Here is a 23,646-nt window from a genome sequence, read left to right on the forward strand (position 1 = left end):
TTTTTAGCTTTATTTCTTGTAGTTCAACATGTTCCAGTTACCGATATCTGTATTGATACCGTCACCGCCTTCTTGACCATCAGCACCAAGACTAAAGATATCAACCGCACCGTGTTCACCAGGCATCACGTATTGATATTCATAGCCCCATGGATCTTTAGGTAGACGCTTAATGTAACCACCATCACGGTAGTTACGTGGTTCAGGTGACGATGATGGCTTAGTAACCAACGCATCTAAACCTTGATCTGTGGTTGGAAAGACGCTGTTATCCAACTTGTACATTTCCAATGATTGTTCTAAAGAACTAATATCGGTTACCGCTTTTTGTTGGTCTGCTTTTTCTTTATTTCCTAATAGGTTTGGCACCACTAAGCTTGCCAATACCCCTAGAATCACAATAACGACCATTACTTCTAACAGCGTAAAACCACGTTGTTTTTGTTGCATTATTTACCCTCCAAAAGAAAAATTACATTCCAACCATATTGTTTAATTCAATAATCGGCATCAAGGTCGCAATAACGATAAACATCACCACCCCTGCCATGGCGACAATCAATAACGGCTCAAACACCCCTAACGCCATATTCACTAATGATTCAAAATCACGATCTTGGTTATCCGCCGCACGAGTCAGCATTTGCTCAAGCTCACCACTGCGTTCACCACTGGCAATCATATGTAACATCATCGGTGGAAACAGTGCCGTTTTTTCCAGCGAAACCCGTAAGCTTGCTCCTTCACGGACTCGATCTGCCGCATCTAAAATCTTCTTATTAACATAAGTGTTAGTCATCACGTCTGACGCGACTTTCATACCATCTAATAATGGGATCGCACTTGAAGTACAAATAGAGAGTGTTCGAGCAAAACGAGAGGTGTTCAACCCCCGTGCAACTTTACCAATAACAGGCAGACGCAAGATGGTACGGTCCCACTTCATACGAAAAGCGGGTTTTTTAAGGGCTGTTTTGATTAAAGCAATTAAAGCCACAATCACAATCACCACCAGCAATCCCCAATGTTGCACGAAATTACTGGCAGCCAATAACACTTCCGTAATTGCGGGTAAGCCTTGGTTCATTTGTACAAATTGATCAACAATTTTCGGTACCACCGTTGCCAACAAGAACGCCACCACCGACACCGCCACTAACGTTAACATTAATGGGTAAATCATCGCTTGTTGAAGCTTGCTACGCATTTGTTGACGATTTTCACTGTAATCAGCTAAACGATTTAAAATGGTATCCAAATGCCCTGATTTTTCACCCGCTGCCACCATGGCGCGGAATAATTGATCAAACACATGTGGGTATTCCGCCATACTGTCAGCCAAGGTATAACCTTCAACCACTCGTGAACGCACCGCGAGTAAAATATTTTTCAAGCGCGGCTTTTCATTTTGTTCCGCCACCGCCTTAATGCATTCTTCCAATGGCATTGAGGCTTGTACCAAGGTCGCTAACTGACGCGTGATCAGTGCTAATTCATTGGTACTAATACCGCGTCTAAAAGTAAACTTACTGGGTGCAGACGCTGTTTTTTTACCTTGGCCTGAAGTTTGATTAACCTCAATCGGCACTAGCCCTTTTTCACGTAGCTGCTGCCTAACTTGACGCGAAGTATCGCCCTCTAGCACACCTTTTTTATGGCGGCCTTTGGCATCTAATGCTTTATATTCAAATGCCGCCATTAGCTTTCCTTGGTCACGCGCATCACTTCTTCAAGGGTGGTAATCCCTTGGCGCACTTTATCTAAACCATCATCACGAATACTAGGCGTGGTCTGACGGACATACTTTTCAATCGCTTGTTCGCCAGCTTCCGCATGAATTAGCTCTTGTACACGCTCATCCACTTGCAACAGTTCATGAATACCCGTACGGCCGCGATAACCTTTAAAATTACATTTGTCACAGCCGCAAGGGCGATACAATGTCAAGCTATCTGTTGCTGCTAATCTAAACAGTTTCTTCTGCTCAGTATCAGCTTCATAAGGTTGACGACATTCAGCACATAAAGTACGGACTAATCGCTGAGCTAGTACACCCAATAGCGATGATGACACCAAGAAAGGTTCGATTCCCATATCACGCAAACGAGTGATCGCACCAACAGCGGTATTAGTGTGCAGCGTTGATAGCACCATATGGCCCGTTAATGAGGCTTGAACGGCAATCGCTGCGGTTTCTAAATCACGGATCTCACCAATCATAACCACATCAGGATCTTGACGAAGAATGGCTCGCAAACCACGTGCAAACGTCATATCAACTTTACTGTTTACCTGCGTTTGACCAATACCATCGATATCAAATTCAATCGGATCTTCAACCGTTAGAATATTGCGCTCTGCACTGTTTAACTCTTGCAAGCCAGCATATAGGGTAGTTGATTTACCCGAACCCGTAGGACCGGTGACCAAAATAATCCCATGCGGGCGATCAATGATCTTTCTAAACGCTTCATGGTTTGTAGCGGTCATACCAAGACTATGTAAATCAAGACGAGTGGCATTTTTATCTAGTAGACGCAATACCACCCGTTCGCCATGTGACGACGGCATGGTTGACACCCGCACATCTACCGCACGGCCACCGATACGTAATGAAATACGACCATCTTGTGGAATCCGTTTTTCTGCGATATCTAATTTTGCCATGACTTTAATACGTGACACTAACAACGGTGCTAGCTTGCGGCTGGGTTGAAGTACTTCGCGCAACATGCCATCGACCCGAAAACGAATCGACAATACTTTTTCAAAGGTTTCGATATGAATATCAGACGCCCCTTCTTTGATGGCTTCGGCTAACATCGCGTTGATCAATTTAATGATTGGCGCATCATCTTCCGACTCTAGCAAATCTTCCGTTTCAGGAAGATCTTCCGCTAACGAGAAAAAGTCATCACTGTCAGAACCTAAATCTTCCATTAATTGGCGAGCTTCTGACGAATCACGTTGATAAGCATCGGTAAGCTTTTGCTCAAATTGCGACTCTGATAGTGCAACCGGATAAAAACCCTCGCCAACCACCCGTCGTACTTCCGCTAATACGATGGCTGATAATTGACCGCAATAATACAACTGCCATCCTTGTTGATTGGCTTCAATCACAACATGATGGCGCTTAGCAAAAGAAAACGGCAATCGAAATAAGACTGCTGTTTCTAACGCCAAAGACTCATCTGCCATTAGTGTTTCTCCAACTGTGATACAAACGCTCGAACTTCTGCTGGCAATGCCATGTCATCACCATATTTGGGAATAACCGGCATTTCAGCATCCATTAAACGCATGCCTTTATCCGCTTGATACAACTGTTGGGCGCGAATATAGTTATATTTACGCTGCGTCATGCCATCGGCACTCATGCCATCACGTAAAATCGTTGGACGAATAAAAATCATCAAGTTGGTTTTTTCAGTTTGGTTATTGGTCGAACGGAATAACGCCCCTAATACCGGAATATCACCTAAAATCGGCACTTTTTGCTCTGACTCAAGGGTTTTCTCTTGCATCAAACCACCCAGTGCAATCATGTTGCCATCTTTAACTAATACTGACGTTGTTAGTTCACGCTTATCAAATCGAATATCAACCGCACCATTTGCATCGGCAACTTGTGATACCACTTGTTCAATCTTCATTTGTACCGAGTCACCCTCGTTAATTTGTGGCGTGACTTTCAGTTGAATACCGACATCTTTACGTTCTACGGTGGTAAATGGGTTATCGTTATTTGAACCTGTTTGTGAACCTGTCGTCACCGGCACTTCTTGACCAACCGATAAATTCGCTTCTTGGTTATCCAAAACGGTCACGTTCGGTGTTGATAGTACATTTACATTTCGGTTCGCTTGTACCGCTGTTACCAGCGCTGTCCAATCGCCCAATGCAATAGCCGCCGCAGCGCCTTTAACACCACCAAGGAAGGTTGCCATTGGTGCTAAATCACCACTTTCAGTAGTTTGGTAAGTGTAAGGTTTACCATCAGAATCGTAACGTGTTTCTGTGGTGGTGGTATCTTTACCTGCTTCTTGGGCTGATAATAATCCCCCAATCGGTGCACTGCTGTTACCAAACTGAACCACACCACCATCTTGAGAGCCCCACTGAACCCCAAAGTCGACCCCTTCACCTTCCTGTACTTCTACAATCATCGCTTCAATGTGGACTTGAGCACGACGAATATCCAGTTGAGAGATAATGGATTCAAGACGCTTCATCACATCAGCGGGGGCTGAAATAATTAATGAGTTCGTTGGCGCATGAGCAGAGATCATGACATCATCTTTATTTGAGCCCTGACTTTGGCCACCACTGCCTTTCGTTGATGCTTGCACATTCTCAGATACCCCTTTAAGGACATCGACTAAATCTTCAGCTTTGGCATATTTAAGATAAAACACGCGGCTATTGCCACTGACAGCCATCTCTTTATCTAAACGATGAATCAGATTTTTTAAGCGTTCGCGTACTTTAGGATCACCAGAAATTAATACTGAGTTAGTGCGTTCATCGGCAACAGCTTTAGGAATAAGAAAGCCCGGGGTTGATGATGCTTCAGCACTTTTATTCAACGAATCAATAATGCGGACCATTTCTGATGCTGATGCATTATTAAGCGAGACGACGGTAACGTCTTTATTACCAGCACGGTCAACGCGCTCAATGATTTCAGCTAAGCGATTAACAACCGCAGCACGACCCGTAATCATAATGATATTAGCAGGATCGTAATGAACCACATTACCCGCACCAGCATTATCATTTAGCTGGCGTAATAATGGCGAAAGCTCACGTACTGAAACATTTTTCACCGCAATAACACGGGTCACAACCGCATCACCAGGAATGTTTTTGTCATTCGCGCCAACCACTGGAATCGCCGCTGTTTTGGCATCTTTATCACGAATAACTTTCATGACGCCATCTTCCATGGTCACAACAGCATAACCATAGACATCAAGCACATTAAGGAAGAAACGGTAATATTGCTCTTCATTCAATAAGTCATAACTGCGCACATTGACCTGCCCACGTACAGCCGGATCAATAATGATTGTTTTATGCAAGGTGCGGCCAACAATATTGATGAATTCTTGAATGTCAGTCCCTTTAAAGTTGGCACTTAATTCATCAGCCATTGCTTGACTACACAACAAGCCACTCGCTAACAATAGGGCACTTTTTCCCATCCATTTTTTCACAAAAAACTCCTGCGTAATCGCATATTCATTTCAAGCTAAGCACTAAAGTGTTATTGCAGCTCTATGTGGATATCATGTAACTGACCGTTGCGTTCAACCGTCAGTGTAAAATCAGAGGCTGAAGACAACTCACCCCAAAGTTTGGCCATAATTGCAGGATCGGTCAGACTATTACCGTTAATACTCACTGCAAGGTCATTGGCTTTAAGACCGACTTGATCAAATAAAATTCTATTTTTTCCTGGATTAACGCGATAGCCTTCAATTTGGCCGTCTTTTTTTACCTGAGATAAACGAATGTAGCTAAATAAGCTTTGTGGCTCAGATAAAATTTCTTGTTTTATTTTGGCAAGTTCAGCGCTATTGCCACGGTTTTTCTTTGGCGCTGCAATGGCCACTGCCGAAGGCTTAGTAAATTTCAATCCTTCAAGCATTAATGTTTCGTCACGACCATTATTTCGAATAATCACGCGATCGTTATAGACAGCTATTAAGGTTGCGCGCGTATTATCAATCACTTCATTGATGCCATAGGTATTTTGCTTACCGTTATTGGTCACCACAGCCAAAGCTTTTGCTGGCGTTGAACTGGCAACCACCCCCACTAACGTTAATCGTAATTGCGTTTGAGGAGCATCTTGTTTAACCGGTGTTTTGGTAACAGGCGCGGCATTTGCTTGATAGCGACCAAACAAATTTAAGCTTAATAATTCATTGACGGGTATTTGTTGTTGGGTGGTATTCACAGTTACCGCAAGAGGTTGCCAACGAGCAACAATGGGAGCAGGTTCGACAATAGACCACACTAAACGCCCCATAACCCAAGCCAATATCACAACCAAACCACAAGTTAAAATACGCGTGACAGATTGTAATGATAACGGGCGTTTGGTTGCTGCAGTCGCAAACCATTTTGAAGCAAGCATAGTGAAATCCATTGTTAAAATACCAACTACCATTAAACAGAGAAATACAGTGCAGCCGCACTCTAAAATTGAATGGACTATGATCGCCTGTTAATCATTGAAATACTATTTAATAATCCAAACAAAACGCCATAGTATCTAAGAATTTACTGATTTTTTGTAATAAATTCTAATTCAGTGATTGAAATCCTAGGTTAATATCACCATTTATAATAAATAGTCGCACTACTGTTGTTATTAGCAGAATGTGATAATTTATCGTTTCAGCAAATAAAGGCACCGTGATGGGTCAAAACACCTCGAATATTAAACAGGTTCGTCTTGATAAATGGTTATGGGCTGCCCGCTTTTACAAAACACGTTCAATTGCTCGCACTATGATCGATGGCGGTAAAGTGCAGTACAATGGCCAACGCTCAAAACCAAGTAAAATTATTGAGCTTGGCGCAACGGTAAAATTACGGCAGGGTAACGATGAAAAAATCCTTATCATCGAACAAATTTCTGACTGCCGCCGTGGCGCACCAGAAGCACAACTGCTCTATCGAGAAACGGCTGAAAGTATTACAGCCCGCGAACAGACAGCAAAAATGCGCAAACTCAATGCTTATGACAATCCAAGTCCAGAAAAACGACCGGATAAAAAGCAACGTCGCGATATTATGCGATTCAAAAATATTAACGCATCTGAATAAATAACTCAGTGCCAACCTATTAAATTATAATTTCAACAATGAGTGCTTTATTGCAACGGTTTAACCCGCCTTGGTTGCGGCGTTGACCATAAAGTAATTACTGTTCATTTTATCCCTTTATTGGGTTGGCTCTATAGTTGGAGAATACATACTCATGACAAACGATAGTTTAAACCGTTACCTTTTCGACGGCGCAGCTGTTCGCGGTGAATTGGTACAAGTAAGTCAAACTTACCAACAAATTATTGCGGATAAAAACTACCCAGCACCCGTAGCAACATTATTGGGTGAATTATTGGTAGCAACCAGCCTATTAACGGCAACCTTAAAATTTGAAGGTTCTATTACCGTTCAAGTACAAGGTGATGGTCCTGTAAGCTTAGCGGTAATCAACGGCGATCATAATCAGCAACTACGTGGTGTAGCGCGCTGGAATGGCGATGTAAAAGCGGGAACTATTCATGACTTAATGGGTAAAGGTCATATGGTGATCACCATTACGCCGACCAAGGGTGAGCGTTACCAAGGTGTTGTGGGTCTTGATGGCGATACACTGGCTGAGTGTCTTGAAAGTTACTTCAAAAATTCAGAGCAATTAAAAACCCGTATCTGGTTACGTACTGGCGCAATTGACGACCAAGTAAAAGCGGCGGGAATGTTATTACAAATCATGCCAGATGGCACCGGCACAGAAGGCGACTTTGAACATTTAGAAGCGCTAACTGAAACAGTTAAAGATGATGAGCTATTTACGCTTGAAGCACAAGATGTGCTATATCGTCTTTACCACCAAGAGCAAGTGCAATTATTTGAACCACAACCAGTAAGCTTTGAATGTGGTTGTTCACGTGAGCGTAGTGCCGCGGCAATCATGAGTGTTCAACCAGCAGAGATTGATAAAATTATTGCTGACGATGGCAAAGTATCACTGCATTGTGACTATTGTGGCACTAGCTATGATTTCGATAGTATTGATGTAGCAGCACTACGTGACAATAGTGCTAGCGCTGCTGATAGTGATCAAATTCACTAATTCGCTACCTCACATCATTTTGTCATTAAAGGCCGGCTAATAATGCCGGCTTTTTTTTATTGTTATTTTTAATCCTGTCATCGCCACACCGTATACGAGTTTACATTTCAACTTTATTTGTGCTTTTTTTGCAATCACGCAGCGTAAAAATTGACCACTATCACAACAAATAAAATTTAACATTTTAGCAAAATAAAACCCCTCGCGATCTCGACATTTTTACCTAAAATTAACAAAATGATGGTCGGTTTTTTGATGACCGTCCCTGATTTAGCGGTTTAGGGTTGTTAGCATGATTGACAGTTAAACAACATCTTACCCTAGGAGCACCAATGATCACTACTTGTGTCGATAATAAGGTTGCAAACAACATGGATTTATCCCAATACGGTATTACCAATGTTACAGATGTTATTCGTAACCCATCATACGAAGTTCTTTTCAATGAAGAAACCAAACCAGAACTTGAAGGTTACGAGCGCGGTATAGTTACTGAGCTGGGTGCTGTATCTGTTGATACAGGCATTTTTACAGGTCGTTCACCACAAGATAAATTTATTGTGCGTGATAACACTACCAAAGATACATTGTGGTGGTCAGATCAAGGTAAGAATGACAACAAAGCCCTTACTCAAACCGCGTGGCTAGATCTTAAAGAATTAGTCACCAACCAACTATCGAACAAGCGCCTTTTTGTTGTTGATGGTTATTGTGGTGCTAACCCTGATACTCGCCTTTGTATTCGCGTGATCACGGAAGTCGCATGGCAGGCACACTTTGTGAAAAACATGTTCATTCGTCCAACAGACGCTGAACTTGAAAATTTTGAACCTGATTTTGTGATCATGAATGGCTCAAAATGCACCAACCCTAAGTGGAAAGAACACGGCATGAACTCTGAAAACTTCACCGTTTTCAACCTTAGCGAAAAAATGCAGTTAATTGGTGGTACATGGTACGGCGGTGAGATGAAGAAAGGTATGTTCGCGATGATGAACTACTTTTTACCACTGCAAGGTATTGCATCGATGCACTGTTCAGCCAACATGAGCCAAGAAGGCGATGTGGCAGTATTCTTTGGTCTTTCAGGCACAGGTAAAACAACCCTATCAACCGATCCTAAACGCGCATTAATTGGTGATGATGAACATGGCTGGGATGATCACGGCGTATTTAACTTTGAAGGTGGTTGCTACGCAAAAACTATCAACCTATCAAAAGAAGCAGAACCTGATATCTACAATGCCATTCGTCGTGATGCCTTGTTAGAGAACGTTACTGTTCGTGGTAATGGTTCAATTGATTTTGACGATAACTCAAAAACTGAAAACACTCGTGTTTCGTACCCAATTTACCATATCGAAAATATCGTTAAGCCAGTATCAAAAGGCGGTCATGCCAATAAAGTGATCTTCTTATCAGCTGATGCTTTTGGTGTATTACCGCCAGTATCTAAATTGACACCAGAGCAAACAAAATACCACTTCCTTTCAGGTTTTACCGCTAAGTTAGCGGGTACTGAGCGTGGTATTACTGAACCAACACCAACGTTCTCTGCATGTTTTGGTAATGCATTCCTAACCCTACACCCAACTCAATATGCAGAAGTATTAGTTAAGCGTATGGAAGCTGCAGGCGCTGAAGCTTACTTAGTAAACACAGGTTGGAACGGCACAGGTAAACGTATTTCAATTCAAGATACACGTGCAATCATTGATGCAATCCTTGATGGCTCAATTGATGAAGCAAATACTAAGCAAATTCCAATCTTTAATCTAACGGTGCCAACATCATTACCAGGTGTTGATCCAACGATTCTTGATCCACGTGATACTTACACTGATCCACTGCAGTGGCAAAGCAAAGCTGAAGATTTAGCTAATCGCTTTATTACTAACTTTGATAAGTACACTGATACTCAAGAAGGCCAACAATTAGTCACAGCAGGCCCACAACTCGGTTAATTTCACTCCTCATTGGATTATCCGTTAACAGCCTCTTTTATTAGGGGCTGTTTTTTTATCACCATATTTCACATTAATGCCTCCGTCAAAGCACTTGCTAAAAAATGGTTTTTCGCCCACCCTCAACAAGCCTTTATATTGATTTGATGCCTTCCGCTTACAAGGAAAAATTATGCGACTGTTGAGCAAAGTAGTGCTTATTTTTATATTAATTGTCGTTGTGAGTTTGACCACTTTGGTTGGGTTATTACATACACGTTATAATCAACCATTATTAAATTTTGCCCTCACACACCTATCACCTTACCAAGTGTTCGCTAAAAAGATTGATTACGATATTCGAACGCCTTATCAAATCACATTAGAACGAGCAGAAATCACCCAGCACCAACAGGTATTGCTTAACGCTGATAGCATTACATTATGGTTATCCAAATCCAGCCTTACTGACCATAAACCAGTCTTTGACGGTGTTCAGATTAATAATATTACCGCAGTTAACATGCCACTATTCAGTCAATCGTCACCCGTAACGGTTAAGCGCTTAATACTCAATAACACCAATATAAACACCCCTGAATTTAAGATTAAACACGGGGTAATTGAAATGGATAATTGGCAAACACCTCAACCAAATACACCGTGGTGGCAGAGCTTTAACGGCAGCTTTAAAATGAGCGCCACCAGCATCCAGTGGCACCAATTACAATTACAACAACTGCTACTCAATGCTGACAAACACGATCAACAATGGCAATTTAATGGTATTTCAGGTCTGTGGCACCAAGCGACGGTCACCGCCCAAGCTCAGCTAGATAATCACAGTCACAATTTAACGGTAGACCAACTCACTATCAGTCGCTTTCACCTACAAGACCAACAATTATTTGATACTTGGCGACAGCAACTTAGCCACCCCATCACAGGCTTAAAAACCATTACATTTAACCGTATCGATATAGTCAACAGTAGTATTGAGTTACCACAGTGGGGAGCCGATGATATTAATTTATCGTTGAAAAATTGGCAGTGGCCACTCACTTACTGGCAGCAAAAAGACAGTCGCTTATCGTTTAGTGCCGGCCATGCCCAATGGCAACAACTTAATTTTGAGCAACCATTAGCTGAATTACAATTTATGCCTCAGCAAATAATCAGCCACGGTATGTCAGCTCATATTATGCAAGGTTTTGTTCGTGTTGATGGCTGGATCGATCCACAGCAACTATTTATTAATGATCTAAAAGCCAGTGGTATTAAATGGTTTGTAGGGAAGAATTGGCACCAGAAATGGCAACAATGGCAGCAGCAATACACCGATGTGATAGCAAAAAAAATCAACATTAATAATAGTCAAATCACCTCATCAACCTCTCATATTCCGTTTCAATTAGCGGGCATTGATATTGATGCACAAGACACGGTACTGAAACAAAATAATCAGTGGGGATTATGGCAAGGTTCTATTGAGGCTAACTTAGGCTTTGGCAGTATCAATCAAATTGTGATGAACCAAGCCATCGCGACCATGCACAGTAATGCTGGTCAATGGCAGTTAGATAAATTGGTATTACCATTTAAACACGGCATGTTAAAAGCGCGCGCGCGAATGTCACTTGAAACACCGCACAGACCATGGCAATTAACCATGATGGGCGACACCATACCCGCCCAAATATTATACCGTTGGTTAGCATTACCGCTTCCACTAACAGGGGCAATCGACACCCAAATAAAACTCAACGGTCACGCCAGTAGTTGGCGTGATTTTAATACGCATTTAACAGGTAGTGCTAATATTGCCTTGCGTCAATTGGCATTAGATAACATCACCCCTCAACAATTATTAACCCAATGGCAGCAATCGAATATTACCGTCGAGAGTCAATCAGCAACAACGCCTACTGTCGCATCACCGCTACAACTCACAACGCCGCCACTGACAATAACGGCACAAGATGGCACCATCCAATTATCGCCATTAACCATTACTGGTGATAATTTTGGATTAAACATGGCGGGGCAATGGAATCTTGTCAATTCCCAACAGCAGCAATTTCAACTGACATTAACCACGGGCTGTCAGCAACTGATCCGTTCATGGCATCAAGGCGTATCAAGTTCAACGGTTGATTCATTGTGTACAGGTAACACTAAATACGTTCCTGTAAAAGTGGATGAAACCGTTTTGCCACATTGAACATTAACATCAACCGTGATCCGTCCTTTGCGCTGTTGAGTGATACGATCAAAATCACCACGTAAATGCTCAAGGGTGGTGACCGCGATTGGACGCTCAGTGACTGGGGCAGAGTAACGAATGTGGCTATCAACTAAAATAATATTACCTTGTAAGCCTCGTTCTTTAAGCAACAACCAAATAAAGCCCCAGCCCGCTAAGGTTGCCATGGTAAAAATACTGCCAGCAAACATAAATTCATTGGGATTAATATTGGCATTGAACAACGCGCTAACTTCAAATCGATAACCGGTGTATTGGTTAATTTTAATCCCCATTTTGTCACTAATCGGTATCTGGCTTTGCCATAATGATTGTAGTTCCTGACACCATTGAGGCTGACGAGCAACATCTGTCAACGGTGACAGTGGTTTCACCATTTGCTGATGCCGCATTGGACCACTCTCATCACTTAACTCACCACGACTCTCAAAACCATTTTTAATATAAAAGGGAATAGCCGCTTCACGGGCATTACACACTAACCGTTTAGCGCCGTCATAACGTGCTAGCGATTCCAGTGCCATTAACACCATTCCACCTAGCCCGTGGTGTTGTACCGCCGTATCAACTGCCATATAACGCACTTGCCCTTCATTATCTGGCGTAATATACAAACGTCCAATTGCCACCACGTTGTCATCATTATCAACTAACATTCGATGTGCACTGACATCATCATAAGCATCACGCTCTGATCCCAACGGCATTTGCCATGGTTGACGTAGCATTTGCCAACGAAAATGATAATAACGTGCAAACTGTTGTTCGGTTTGCGGAGTGACTAATCGAAACATGCATTCCCTCTCTTCTCAATTGTCTACAGCCATTAAAAGCGTAAATTCACAACCCTAGGTTTAAACCTGCAACCAAAACGTTACCGGTCCATCATTAACTAATGCCACCTTCATATCGGCGCCAAACACGCCCGTTTCAGTTACAATTGGCTGTGCCTTACATTGTTCGACAAAATATTGGTACAAGCGTTCAGCTTCAATCGGCGCAGCTCCTGTCGAAAATCCAGGACGCATACCTTTTTTAGTCTCTGCCGCCAACGTAAATTGTGATACCACCAGCACGCTACCTTGCGCCTGCTGAACATTAAGATTCATTTTATCGTCAGCATCACTGAAGATACGATAACCCAACACTTTGTCCCGCAGTTTTTGGGCTTTGGTTTCATCATCACCTTTTTCAACCCCTAATAGCACCAACAAACCAGAGCCAATAGCACCCGTTACTGTGCCATCAACAGTCACTGAGGCTTCACTTACCCGTTGAATTAACGCAATCATTGTTGTTCCTTAATCTTCATTATAATCATGGTCACGGCTGGTCACTGCAGTCGTTGGCGGTAATTGTGATTGAGATTGAGTAACATCCCAAAAACCACGTTCACCTAAACTTGCGGTGATCTCTGCTCCCAATAATACGATACACCAACACAAATACACCCATACAAACAAAATAGGGATCACCGACAATGCGCCATAAATCATTTGGTAGGAATGAAAATGTGCTAAATAAATCACAAACCCTTTTTTACTCAACTCAAACAAGACACTACTACATAACGCCCCTAGCAACGCATGTTTAAATAGCACCTTACAATTAGGCACTAGCGCATAGAGCAATAAAAAAGCCAAACCAGACATCATTGACGGTAGCCATTGCAATGACTGCTGCACCACACCATGCAATGCTTGATGTTCAAACAAGACCAACGAGCCAACATAGGAACTCAATGCAATACTTGAGCCCAAAAGAATCGGGCCTAAAGTGAGGATCATCCAATAAACCGCCAATGATATAATCCAACGCCGTTTTTTCTTCACCCGCCAAATATAATTTAACGACTTATCAATTGAAGAAATCAACATCATTGCAACCACAAATAAGGCCCCGATACCAACCACGGTCATTTTGCCGGCATTAACAATAAATTCATTAAGATAAGTGGTCACAACCGCACTGGCGGCTGGTACAAAATGTGTAATAACAAACTGCTGTATTTGATTACCAACACCAGCAAAAGCGGGCACCACCGACAATGCCGAAATTATTACGGTTAATAACGGTACTAATGACAGTAAGCTCACATAAGCCATTGATCCTGCAATTACAGTTAAACGGTCATGATTTACACGCTGGATTAAATAGCTGAAATATTCCATTATTCGCGGCAATCGCTGCCACAATACAAATTTCACAGGTTGTTTTTTGTCAGCCATAATAGAGAATTCTACCTATACGTTATCAAATACAGCCATGTTATCGTGACACGCTGTAACTGTAGTTTATCTATTGGAATCGTTGCGTTAGCACTCAGTGGTAATGTGATTTTTGTTATTTTTCATCTTTCACCAAGGAGCAAAACATGCCCTATTTTATTGCACTTTTTCTAAGTGTTAGCCTACTTTCAGGCTGTCAAACAGCTTACTACTCAGCCATGGAAAAAGTCGGGGTTTATAAACGCGATATCATGGTTGATCGGGTTGAAGATGCCAATCAAGCGCAACAGAACGCTCAAAAACAATTTACCAGCGCCCTTGATGGCCTAAAAGCACTCAATCAATTTGATGGTGGCGATCTTGAATCGGCTTATCAAGATATTGATAGCCAATATCAAAGCAGTGAAGCCGCGGTTAAAAATGTTAATGATCGTATTGCCGCCATTGAAGATGTCGCCAACGCTATGTTTGAAGAATGGCAGCAAGAACTGTCATTGTATAAAAGTGCCAACCTTAAACGTGATAGCCAACGTAAATTACAAACGACAAAAGTATCTTACAATAAAATGCTATCTGCGATGAAACGCGCTGAGAAGAAAATGGAGCCTGTTTTAGACACTTTACGTGATAACACCCTATATCTTAAGCATAACCTCAATGCGGCAGCAATAGGCTCACTTCAAGGGCAGTTTAATGCATTACAAACCGAAATCTCTGGTGCTATTCGTGATATGAACAGTGCCATTGCAGAATCAAATCGTTTTATTGGTCACTTGAAAAAGTAATCAGCACAATTGCGATACTATAACCATAAAAAAGAGCTAACCATGTTAGCTCTTTTTTTGTTTAAATATTTTTTGTCCCAAGAATATTTTCATACTCCAGATACAACAATCCTCCGCTTGTTGCCAAGCGAGGGATTGTATTAGTAATCGTTCAGATTAGCGGTAATTACTTACCACGACCTGCGCGCTTACGATCGTTTTCAGTAAGAAGTTTCTTACGGATACGAATGCTTTCTGGTGTTACTTCTACTAGCTCGTCATCATCGATGAATTCTAGAGCTTGCTCAAGAGTGTACTTGATAGCAGGAGAAAGCGTTTGTGCTTCATCTGTACCAGATGCACGAACGTTTGTTAGCTGCTTACCACGTAGACAGTTGATAGTTAGATCGTTTGCACGGTTATGAATACCGATGATCTGACCTTCATATACTTCGTCACCGTGCTCAGAGAACAGACGGCCACGCTCTTGTAGGTTGAATAGCGAGTAAGTTACCGCTTTACCAGTACCGTTAGAGATCAATACGCCGTTAGCACGTTGACCGATAGTACCGCCCTTGTGAGGACCGTAGTGATCAAACGTATGGTAGATAAGACCAGAACCAGAAGTCATTGTTAGGAATTCTGTTTGGAAACCGATAAGACCACGAGAAGGCATCATGAAGTCCATGCGAACACGGCCTTTACCATCTGGTGCCATATCTTTTAGCTCACCCTTACGGATACCGATTTTCTCCATTACACTACCTTGATGCTCTTCAACCACATCGATAGTTACAACTTCAAACGGTTCCATTAGCTTACCATCTTCTTCTTTGATGATAACTTCTGGGCGAGATACTGCTAGCTCGTAACCTTCACGACGCATGTTTTCAATCAGGATAGATAGGTGAAGTTCACCACGGCCTGAAACACGGAAGCGGTCTGGGCTTTCAGTTTCTTCAACGCGCAATGCTACGTTGTGTACTAATTCTTTTTGTAGACGCTCAAGGATGTTACGTGAAGTAACGAACTTACCTTCTTTACCAGCAAACGGAGAAGTGTTTACTTGGAAAGTCATTGTTACTGTTGGTTCATCAACAGACAATGCAGGTAATGCTTCAACAGTATTCACGTCACAGATAGTGTCAGAAATCTTAAGCTCGCCAAGACCTGTGATTGCAACGATATCGCCCGCTTTCGCTTCAGCAACTTCGTGACGCTCAAGACCTAGGTAGCCTAGAACTGTACCTACTTTACCGTTACGCTTAGCACCGTCAGCACCAATGATAGTTACTTGTTGGTTTGCAGCAACAGTACCACGAGCAATACGAGCAACACCGATAACACCAACGTAAGAGCTGTAATCTAGTTGAGAGATTTGCATCTGTAGTGGACCGTCAACGTCAACACAAGGAGCTGCAACGTTATCAACGATAGCTTGGAACAATGGTTCCATGTCTTCGCCAGTTACGCCTTCTTCCATTGTTGCCCAACCGTTTAGCGCTGATGCGTAAACTGTTGTGAAGTCTAGTTGCTCATCAGTTGCGCCTAGGTTGTCAAATAGGTCAAAGATTTGATCCATAACCCACTCAGGACGTGCACCTGGACGGTCAATCTTGTTGATTACAACGATTGGCTTAAGACCGTATGCAAACGCTTTTTGCGTTACGAAACGTGTTTGAGGCATTGGGCCATCAACCGCGTCAACGATCAGTAATACAGAGTCAACCATAGACATGATACGCTCAACTTCACCACCGAAGTCTGCGTGTCCAGGGGTGTCTACGATATTGATGCGGTAGTCATTCCAATTAATTGCTGTGTTCTTAGCAAGAATGGTAATGCCACGCTCTTTTTCGATATCGTTAGAATCCATCACACGTTCTTCGGCTTCGCCGCGACCCTCTAACGTGCCAGATTGCTGTAGAAGTTTATCAACCAGGGTAGTTTTACCGTGGTCAACGTGAGCAATAATTGCGATATTTCTTAAGTTATCGATCAGTTGATTAGACATTAGTTTCACATTCACTCAGAACATGCAGCGTCTTAATAGAGGCTACTTGATTAAAAAAACGGCTCATAATTTAACAGATTTTACTCCAAAACCCACGAAATATGTGATTTATATCACCAGCTTTTTTCGCAACTTCCTCTAGAGCCGCATTTTTACTCACTTTTTTGGCTATTTTTATTTTTCTTAACCCTCATATTGATACGATAAATTAGTCTAAAACCAATCAAAAATGCGATCTTGATCACTTTTTAGTTACAGCTTAATGACGATTATTTAGCAATAAAAATACCTAATTATCTCTGGGTTGATTGACAATATTTGCCCTCATCACCATAGTAATGGAACTATTAAATGGCGAAGTATATTGGTCAATATTGTATCACTTTCAATATGCACCATTGTTGCACCAAACCGGTGCAAACGCTCACCATAATAGTGCAAACCAGGAAAGGAAAAAGTCACCTAATTGCCTTAAACACGCATTATTAGGGGCTTTTAAAAGTTGGCATGGTTTTCGCTTTAATACTTTCAGATTCGCTCACCACAGTATGAGCACTTAAGTTTGCGGCCATCGCCCTAAATAACACCGGAGGTTACTCAAGATGTCAGTTGAAAACGTACTAGCGCTGATCCAGGAAAATGAAGTTAAGTTTATTGACCTACGTTTTACCGATACCAAAGGTAAAGAGCAGCACATTTCTATTCCATCTCACCAAATCGATGCTGATTTTTTTGAAGAAGGTAAAATGTTTGATGGCTCTTCTGTAGCTGGCTGGAAAGGCATTAATGAATCAGACATGGTGATGATGCCTGATGCAGCAAGTGCGGTACTGGACCCATTTACAGAAGACGCAACCCTAAACATTCGTTGTGATATTCTTGAGCCTGCAACAATGCAAGGCTACGATCGTGACCCTCGCTCAATCGCTAAACGCGCAGAAGAGTTCATGCGTTCAGCTGGTTTTGCTGACAATGTTTTAGTGGGCCCTGAGCCAGAATTCTTCCTATTTGATGACGTTCGATTCAATACTGATATGTCTGGTTCATTCTTTAAGATTGATGACATTGAAGCGGCATGGAACAGCGGCACAAAAATTGAAGGTGGTAACAAAGGTCACCGTCCTGGCGTTAAAGGCGGTTATTTCCCCGTTGCTCCTGTTGATTCATCACAAGATATTCGCTCTGCAATGTGTTTGATCATGGAAGAGATGGGACTGGTTGTTGAAGCTCATCACCACGAAGTAGCAACCGCAGGTCAAAACGAAATCGCAACCCGTTTCAATACGTTAACCAATAAAGCTGATGAAATTCAGATTTATAAGTATGTTGTTCATAACGTGGCACACGCGTTTGGTAAAACAGCAACCTTTATGCCTAAACCACTGGTTGGTGATAATGGCTCTGGTATGCACGTTCACATGTCACTGGCTAAAGATGGGGTTAACCTATTTGCAGGCGATAAGTACGGCGGCCTATCAGAAATGGCACTGTTCTACATCGGTGGTATCATCAAACACGCACGTGCAATCAATGCGTTTGCTAACCCAGCAACTAACTCATACAAGCGTCTAGTCCCAGGCTACGAAGCACCTGTTATGCTGGCTTACTCAGCGCGTAACCGTTCTGCATCAATCCGTATTCCTGTCGTACCAAGTCCAAAAGCACGTCGTATCGAAGTACGCTTTGGTGATCCAGCAGCCAACCCATACCTCGCGTTTGCTGCAATGCTAATGGCTGGCCTTGATGGTATCGCTAATAAGATCCACCCAGGCGAAGCAATGGATAAAGATCTATACGACCTACCAGCAGAAGAAGCGGCAGAGATTCCAAAAGTAGCTGAGTCACTACAAGGTGCACTACAAGCGCTTGACGAAGACCGTGAATTCTTAACCTCTGGTGGCGTATTCTCTAACGACTTTATTGATTCTTACATCGCCCTAAAAGAGCAAGATGTAGAGAAAATCAATATGGCAGTACACCCATTAGAATTTGAACTTTACTACTCTGTTTAAGTAATACATTTAAACTGAACAGTGAAGATTTAGGCCTGCCTCACACGCAGGCCTTTTTGATCTTGCTCCCATAACAAAAGCGGCAACAATAAAGGACTTATTGACCATCAAGGTCTTGCTGGAGAGTTAACGGATGAAACTCATTAATCTGGTATCTATGCTGTTATTTACAACAGCTGCGAGTACCGCCGTAGCAACAACAATTTATTCTTGGACTGATGATAATGGTGTAGTCCATTTTAGTGATACTCCCGGAACTCCCCAAGCCAGTACAGTTGAACTTTCCGTCACTGAAGTACAACCCAGCATGCAATCAACGTCAATCAACATGACTCAAGCAGACAATGTCGAACTAATATCAATTGCTACCGATATTGAACCCCCACTTCCTGCCGCTACCATTAGCCTGCTAGCCCCAGTGCATCAGCAAACCATTCGCAGTAATGACGGTGATATTAAAGTGCGAGCAGTCAGTAACCGTAAGCTTAATAAACACTTGCAAGCACAGCTAGTGATAGATGGTAAAGCGTATGGCGGGTCTCAAACCGACTTAACTTGGCTGTTGACCAATATCGATCGAGGCAGTCATCAAATTCAAATCCAATTACTTAAAAATGGCAAGATCCTTGCTTCATCTGAAAGTATTACGGTTTATTTACATCGCGTATCACAGGCACGTCCTAAAAACAGTCCAATTCAACCTCGTTAACGCCTATTTACAATAAATCCTGCCTGTTCGCTGTTAAACCGAGTACACTGACATGCACCATTTTGGTGCATCAGCTAACGGCGACGGGTGTGCATCTGCACCAACGATCTTTTGCTTAGCTATCGATAAGGATAATGATTGTGAATACCAGCTTTACACCCATAATTCTCGACAATTTAGTCACCGCCATTGTGCTACTTGATGAAGCGTTAGTGATTCGTTACGTCAATCCTGCAGCTGAACAATTATTATCGTCCAGTAAGCGGCGCTTAATCGATTCACCATTAGCTAAATTATTGCAATACAGCTCACTCGATCTTGAGCAAGTCAAAGCAACCCTTCACAGCGGTCAAGGACTCGCAGATAGCGATGTTACGTTTGTGATAGATGGTCAACGGCACTTATTGGGAGCAAATGCCAGTCCCATCTCATGGCAAAAACAGCTGCTGATTCTCTTAGAATTAAAACCGATTGATCAACAACGTCGTATTAGCCAAGAGTTAAATCAACATGCGCAACAACAAGCTGCTAAAGAATTAGTGCGAGGCTTGGCCCATGAAATAAAAAATCCGCTCGGGGGTTTACGTGGGGCTGCACAATTACTTGAAAAAACCTTACCCGATAAAAGCTATCACGAATATACCCAAATGATCATTGAGCAAGCGGATCGGTTACGCAATTTAGTCGATCGCTTGTTAGGCCCGCAACGACCGGGAATTCGCAAAACCGACAATATTCATTTAGTGCTAGAAAAAGTGCGTCAACTCGTCAATCTCGAAACTGATGACACGATCAATATTGAACGTGATTACGACCCCAGTTTACCCGACATCAATATGGATGCTGAACAACTGGAACAAGCATTATTAAATATTGTTAGTAACGCGGCATTAGCGTTGAAAGGTCAAAGGGGCGGTACCATTAAATTAAAAACCCGCACTGCGCATCAAAGTTTAATTCAAGGGGTACGCCACCGTGTTACCGCCACCATTGAAATCATCGACAATGGCCCAGGTATTCCCGCCGATATTCAAGACACCTTATTTTATCCCATGGTGACTGGCCGCGAAGGTGGAACGGGGTTAGGTCTATCCATCGCTCGAAATTTGATCGATCAGCATCAAGGAAAAATTGAAGTCTTTAGCTGGCCGGGGCATACAAATTTCACTATTCATTTACCGATTAAGTCATAACACTGACAACCATAGGAATTTTATTATGAGCAAAGGATTAATCTGGGTTGTTGATGATGACAGCTCCATTCGTTGGGTATTAGAACGCACCCTCATCAATGCCGGTATGAAATGCGAAACGTTTGCTGATGCTGATAGCGTATTGGCCGCATTAGAGCGCAGTGTACCCGACGTATTAGTGTCTGATATTAAAATGCCTGGCACTGATGGATTTACATTACTAAAACAACTTCAGCAAGATTACGTCACTCTCCCAGTGATTATTATGACGGCACATTCTGATCTTGATGCCGCAGTTAATGCTTATCAACGCGGTGCGTTTGAGTACCTGCCCAAACCATTTGATATTGATGAAGCCGTCACCTTAGTTGAGCGCGCCCTCAGCCATAGCCAAGAGCAAAAACGTCAGCAACAACCAACGATAGAACCAAAACAGGTTCCCGAAATCATTGGTGAAGCACCTGCGATGCAAGAGGTGTTTCGTGCGATAGGACGCTTATCTCGCTCATCCATTTCAGTGCTCATTAATGGCGAATCTGGCACAGGTAAAGAATTAGTTGCCCATGCATTGCATCGTCACAGCCCACGCAGTAATAACGCATTTATTGCGCTCAATATGGCTGCGATACCTAAAGACTTAATCGAATCAGAACTGTTTGGTCACGAAAAAGGGGCTTTTACCGGCGCCAATAGTGTTCGCCAAGGTCGGTTTGAACAAGCCAATGACGGCACTTTGTTTCTCGATGAAATTGGTGATATGCCATTGGACATTCAAACACGATTACTCCGTGTATTAGCTGATGGGCAATTTTATCGCGTTGGTGGACATGCACCAGTTAAGGTCAATGTACGTATTATTGCGGCCACACACCAACATCTAGAACAACTGGTTGCCGCTGGTGATTTTCGTGAAGACCTCTTTCACCGTCTAAATGTGATTCGAGTTCATTTGCCATCACTCAAAGATCGTCGCCAAGATATTCCTCAACTGGCACACCACTTTTTACAACGTGCCGCTGATGAACTCAGCGTCGAAGTAAAATCACTGCACCCACAAACCGCAGAAAAGCTAACCCAACTACCGTGGCCGGGTAATGTGCGTCAATTAGAAAATATCTGTCGTTGGCTCACTGTCATGGCCAGTGGTAATGAAATATTGCCATCAGATTTACCGCTAGAAATCACCGAGACAACAGTTACCACCAGTGCCGATACAGAACCTCAACACTGGCATCAAGGCTTAGAACGATGGGCGCAACATGCTTTGCAGCAAGGCGAAACTGACTTATTAGCAGAAGCACTGCCACAGTTTGAAAAAATTCTGCTGGAAACAGCTTTACAGCACACTCATGGTCATAAACAAGAAGCGGCAAAATTACTCGGTTGGGGCCGAAATACCCTCACCCGCAAACTGAAAGAATTACACATTCATGATTAAAATTTATGATAATAGTACGATCTGACGGTGGTATCAATTTGCACCAATGCACATTTATCTGCAACAGTGGTGAATGTCATTTAGTGATTGCGTATACTTAGGTCACCATTATCTTTGGAAAGTATAATAATCATGATAAACAAAGATCTTCCACTAACGGATATTCACCGCCACCTTGATGGCAATATTCGTCCCCAAACTATCTTAGAACTTGGTCAGCAATTTAATATTGCCCTGCCAGCAACAGAAATTGAAGCCTTGCGCCCACACGTGCAAATTGTTGAAGCGGAACCAAGTTTAGTTGCCTTCTTAAGTAAATTAGATTGGGGTGTAGCGGTATTAGGTGATTTAGAGGCATGTCGTCGTGTTGCTTACGAGAACGTTGAAGACGCACTTAATGCTCAAATTGATTACGCTGAATTACGTTTCTCACCGTACTATATGGCGATGAAACACAACCTGCCGATTGCTGGTGTTGTAGCAGCTGTTGCGGATGGTGTTGCCGCAGGTTGCCGTGACTTTGGTATTAAAGCGAACCTGATTGGTATCATGAGCCGTACTTTTGGTACTCAAGCTTGCCAACAAGAACTTGATGCTCTGCTTAGCCACAAAGACCAATTAGTTGCGATTGACCTTGCAGGTGATGAACTTGGCCAACCCGGCACTCAGTTTATCTCGCACTTTAAACAAGTACGTGATGCAGGATTACAAATCACGGTGCATGCGGGTGAAGCAGCTGGGCCTGAAAGTATGTGGCAAGCAATCAATGAGCTTGGCGCTGTCCGTATTGGTCACGGTGTCAAAGCGGTTAACGATCCTAAATTAATGGATTACCTTGCTGAACATCGCATTGGTATTGAATCTTGCATTACTTCTAATATTCAAACCAGTACTGTAGCAGACATTACTCAACACCCTGTTAAAGCTTTCCTTGAGCACGGTATTTTAGCTTGCTTAAATACCGATGATCCTGCGGTTGAAGGCATTGAATTACCATATGAATATGAAGTTGCTGCGCCAAAAGTTGGCTTAAGCGGCGCTCAAATTCGTCAAGCGCAAATCAATGGACTAGAACTAGCATTCTTATCTGCGACAGAAAAGCAGGCGCTACGTGATATTGCCAGTAAACGTGGCTAATCATAACAAGTGATAATAATACTGCGCTAACGACCAATGATACACATAACAAAACGCCTCGGTTTCACGTGA

At 42.6% G+C, this 23,646-nt stretch carries 19 protein-coding genes; 10 read left to right on the forward strand and 9 right to left on the reverse strand.

The features are described from left to right. Nucleotides 1-9 precede the first annotated feature (9 nt). Genes gspG through gspC form a run of 5 tightly spaced genes read right to left on the reverse strand, consistent with a single transcriptional unit; the run spans nucleotide 10 to nucleotide 6,145 of the window. Entirely contained in the window at nucleotides 10-450 is a 441-nt protein-coding gene (gene gspG / locus ACJZU6_RS00985; protein WP_080158874.1) for a type II secretion system major pseudopilin GspG, read from the reverse strand. Nucleotides 451-472: 22 nt separating this feature from the next. Then, nucleotides 473-1,699 carry a type II secretion system inner membrane protein GspF gene (gspF, locus tag ACJZU6_RS00990; protein WP_080158873.1) on the reverse strand — a complete coding sequence of 409 codons (1,227 nt, stop codon included), beginning with the start codon at nucleotides 1,697-1,699 and terminating at the stop codon, nucleotides 473-475. Beyond that, nucleotides 1,699-3,201: a type II secretion system ATPase GspE gene (gspE, locus tag ACJZU6_RS00995; RefSeq protein WP_107277194.1), complete on the reverse strand. Its 1,503-nt coding sequence runs from the start codon at nucleotides 3,199-3,201 to the stop codon at nucleotides 1,699-1,701. Before gspE ends, gspF begins: the two co-directional genes overlap by 1 nt. Next, entirely contained in the window at nucleotides 3,201-5,219 is a 2,019-nt protein-coding gene (gspD, locus tag ACJZU6_RS01000) for a type II secretion system secretin GspD (protein ID WP_080158871.1), read from the reverse strand. Before gspD ends, gspE begins: the two co-directional genes overlap by 1 nt. A 50-nt stretch (nucleotides 5,220-5,269) precedes the next feature. Next, nucleotides 5,270-6,145, reverse strand: a complete 876-nt coding sequence (gspC, locus tag ACJZU6_RS01005) for a type II secretion system protein GspC (protein ID WP_327767901.1) — start codon at nucleotides 6,143-6,145, stop codon at nucleotides 5,270-5,272. A 284-nt stretch (nucleotides 6,146-6,429) separates the two neighbouring features. On the opposite strand from gspC, the gene hslR reads away from it, so the two are divergent. From hslR to ACJZU6_RS01025, 4 genes are all read left to right on the forward strand, one after another. Continuing rightward, nucleotides 6,430-6,840, forward strand: coding sequence for a ribosome-associated heat shock protein Hsp15 (gene hslR / locus ACJZU6_RS01010; protein ID WP_080158869.1), 411 nt, complete (start codon nucleotides 6,430-6,432; stop codon nucleotides 6,838-6,840). 154 nt (nucleotides 6,841-6,994) lie between these two features. Next, nucleotides 6,995-7,873, forward strand: a complete 879-nt coding sequence (hslO, locus tag ACJZU6_RS01015) for an Hsp33 family molecular chaperone HslO (protein ID WP_080158868.1) — start codon at nucleotides 6,995-6,997, stop codon at nucleotides 7,871-7,873. A 332-nt stretch (nucleotides 7,874-8,205) separates the two neighbouring features. Continuing rightward, entirely contained in the window at nucleotides 8,206-9,837 is a 1,632-nt protein-coding gene (pckA, locus tag ACJZU6_RS01020; protein ID WP_080158867.1) for a phosphoenolpyruvate carboxykinase (ATP), read from the forward strand. Between the two features lie 172 nt (nucleotides 9,838-10,009). Next, a complete protein-coding gene (locus ACJZU6_RS01025) occupies nucleotides 10,010-12,037 on the forward strand; it encodes an AsmA family protein (RefSeq protein WP_408900525.1) in 2,028 nt (675 codons plus the stop codon). On the opposite strand, the gene ACJZU6_RS01030 is transcribed toward ACJZU6_RS01025, so the two are convergent. From ACJZU6_RS01030 to ACJZU6_RS01040, 3 genes are read right to left on the reverse strand one after another with little or no spacing between them, the layout of a single operon-like run. Beyond that, complete coding sequence (locus tag ACJZU6_RS01030) at nucleotides 11,944-12,873, reverse strand: bifunctional GNAT family N-acetyltransferase/hotdog fold thioesterase (RefSeq protein WP_080158865.1); 930 nt, start codon at nucleotides 12,871-12,873, stop codon at nucleotides 11,944-11,946. The genes ACJZU6_RS01025 and ACJZU6_RS01030 overlap by 94 nt on opposite strands. A gap of 60 nt (nucleotides 12,874-12,933) precedes the next feature. Further along, nucleotides 12,934-13,371, reverse strand: coding sequence for a D-aminoacyl-tRNA deacylase (gene dtd / locus ACJZU6_RS01035; RefSeq protein ID WP_080158864.1), 438 nt, complete (start codon nucleotides 13,369-13,371; stop codon nucleotides 12,934-12,936). A gap of 9 nt (nucleotides 13,372-13,380) precedes the next feature. Then, nucleotides 13,381-14,307, reverse strand: a complete 927-nt coding sequence (locus tag ACJZU6_RS01040; RefSeq protein ID WP_327770067.1) for a virulence factor BrkB family protein — start codon at nucleotides 14,305-14,307, stop codon at nucleotides 13,381-13,383. A 146-nt stretch (nucleotides 14,308-14,453) separates the two neighbouring features. On the opposite strand from ACJZU6_RS01040, the gene ACJZU6_RS01045 reads away from it, so the two are divergent. Next, nucleotides 14,454-15,092, forward strand: coding sequence for a DUF2959 domain-containing protein (locus ACJZU6_RS01045; RefSeq protein WP_080158862.1), 639 nt, complete (start codon nucleotides 14,454-14,456; stop codon nucleotides 15,090-15,092). Nucleotides 15,093-15,258: 166 nt separating this feature from the next. On the opposite strand, the gene typA is transcribed toward ACJZU6_RS01045, so the two are convergent. Next, complete coding sequence (gene typA, locus ACJZU6_RS01050; RefSeq protein WP_327767896.1) at nucleotides 15,259-17,085, reverse strand: translational GTPase TypA; 1,827 nt, start codon at nucleotides 17,083-17,085, stop codon at nucleotides 15,259-15,261. 602 nt (nucleotides 17,086-17,687) lie between these two features. Between typA and glnA the strand changes: the two genes are divergently transcribed. The 5 genes from glnA to add all read left to right on the forward strand — a co-directional run bounded on the left by glnA (nucleotide 17,688) and on the right by add (nucleotide 23,574). Beyond that, nucleotides 17,688-19,097 (forward strand): glutamate--ammonia ligase, encoded by a 1,410-nt coding sequence (gene glnA, locus ACJZU6_RS01055; RefSeq protein WP_080158860.1) that lies wholly within the window; start codon nucleotides 17,688-17,690, stop codon nucleotides 19,095-19,097. Nucleotides 19,098-19,230: 133 nt separating this feature from the next. Then, nucleotides 19,231-19,806, forward strand: coding sequence for a DUF4124 domain-containing protein (locus ACJZU6_RS01060; RefSeq protein ID WP_080158859.1), 576 nt, complete (start codon nucleotides 19,231-19,233; stop codon nucleotides 19,804-19,806). Nucleotides 19,807-19,940: 134 nt separating this feature from the next. Next, a complete protein-coding gene (glnL, locus tag ACJZU6_RS01065) occupies nucleotides 19,941-20,999 on the forward strand; it encodes a nitrogen regulation protein NR(II) (protein ID WP_107276932.1) in 1,059 nt (352 codons plus the stop codon). A 25-nt stretch (nucleotides 21,000-21,024) separates the two neighbouring features. Next, the gene (gene glnG, locus ACJZU6_RS01070) at nucleotides 21,025-22,437 is read left to right on the forward strand and encodes a nitrogen regulation protein NR(I) (RefSeq protein ID WP_107276931.1); all 1,413 of its coding nucleotides are present in this window, start codon (nucleotides 21,025-21,027) and stop codon (nucleotides 22,435-22,437) included. Nucleotides 22,438-22,569: 132 nt separating this feature from the next. Continuing rightward, nucleotides 22,570-23,574: an adenosine deaminase gene (gene add, locus ACJZU6_RS01075; protein ID WP_080158857.1), complete on the forward strand. Its 1,005-nt coding sequence runs from the start codon at nucleotides 22,570-22,572 to the stop codon at nucleotides 23,572-23,574. Nucleotides 23,575-23,646 lie beyond the last annotated feature (72 nt).

Origin of the sequence: Photobacterium piscicola, assembly GCF_046058925.1 — a bacterium.
In the GTDB taxonomy this organism is placed as follows: Bacteria; Pseudomonadota; Gammaproteobacteria; order Enterobacterales; family Vibrionaceae; genus Photobacterium; species Photobacterium piscicola.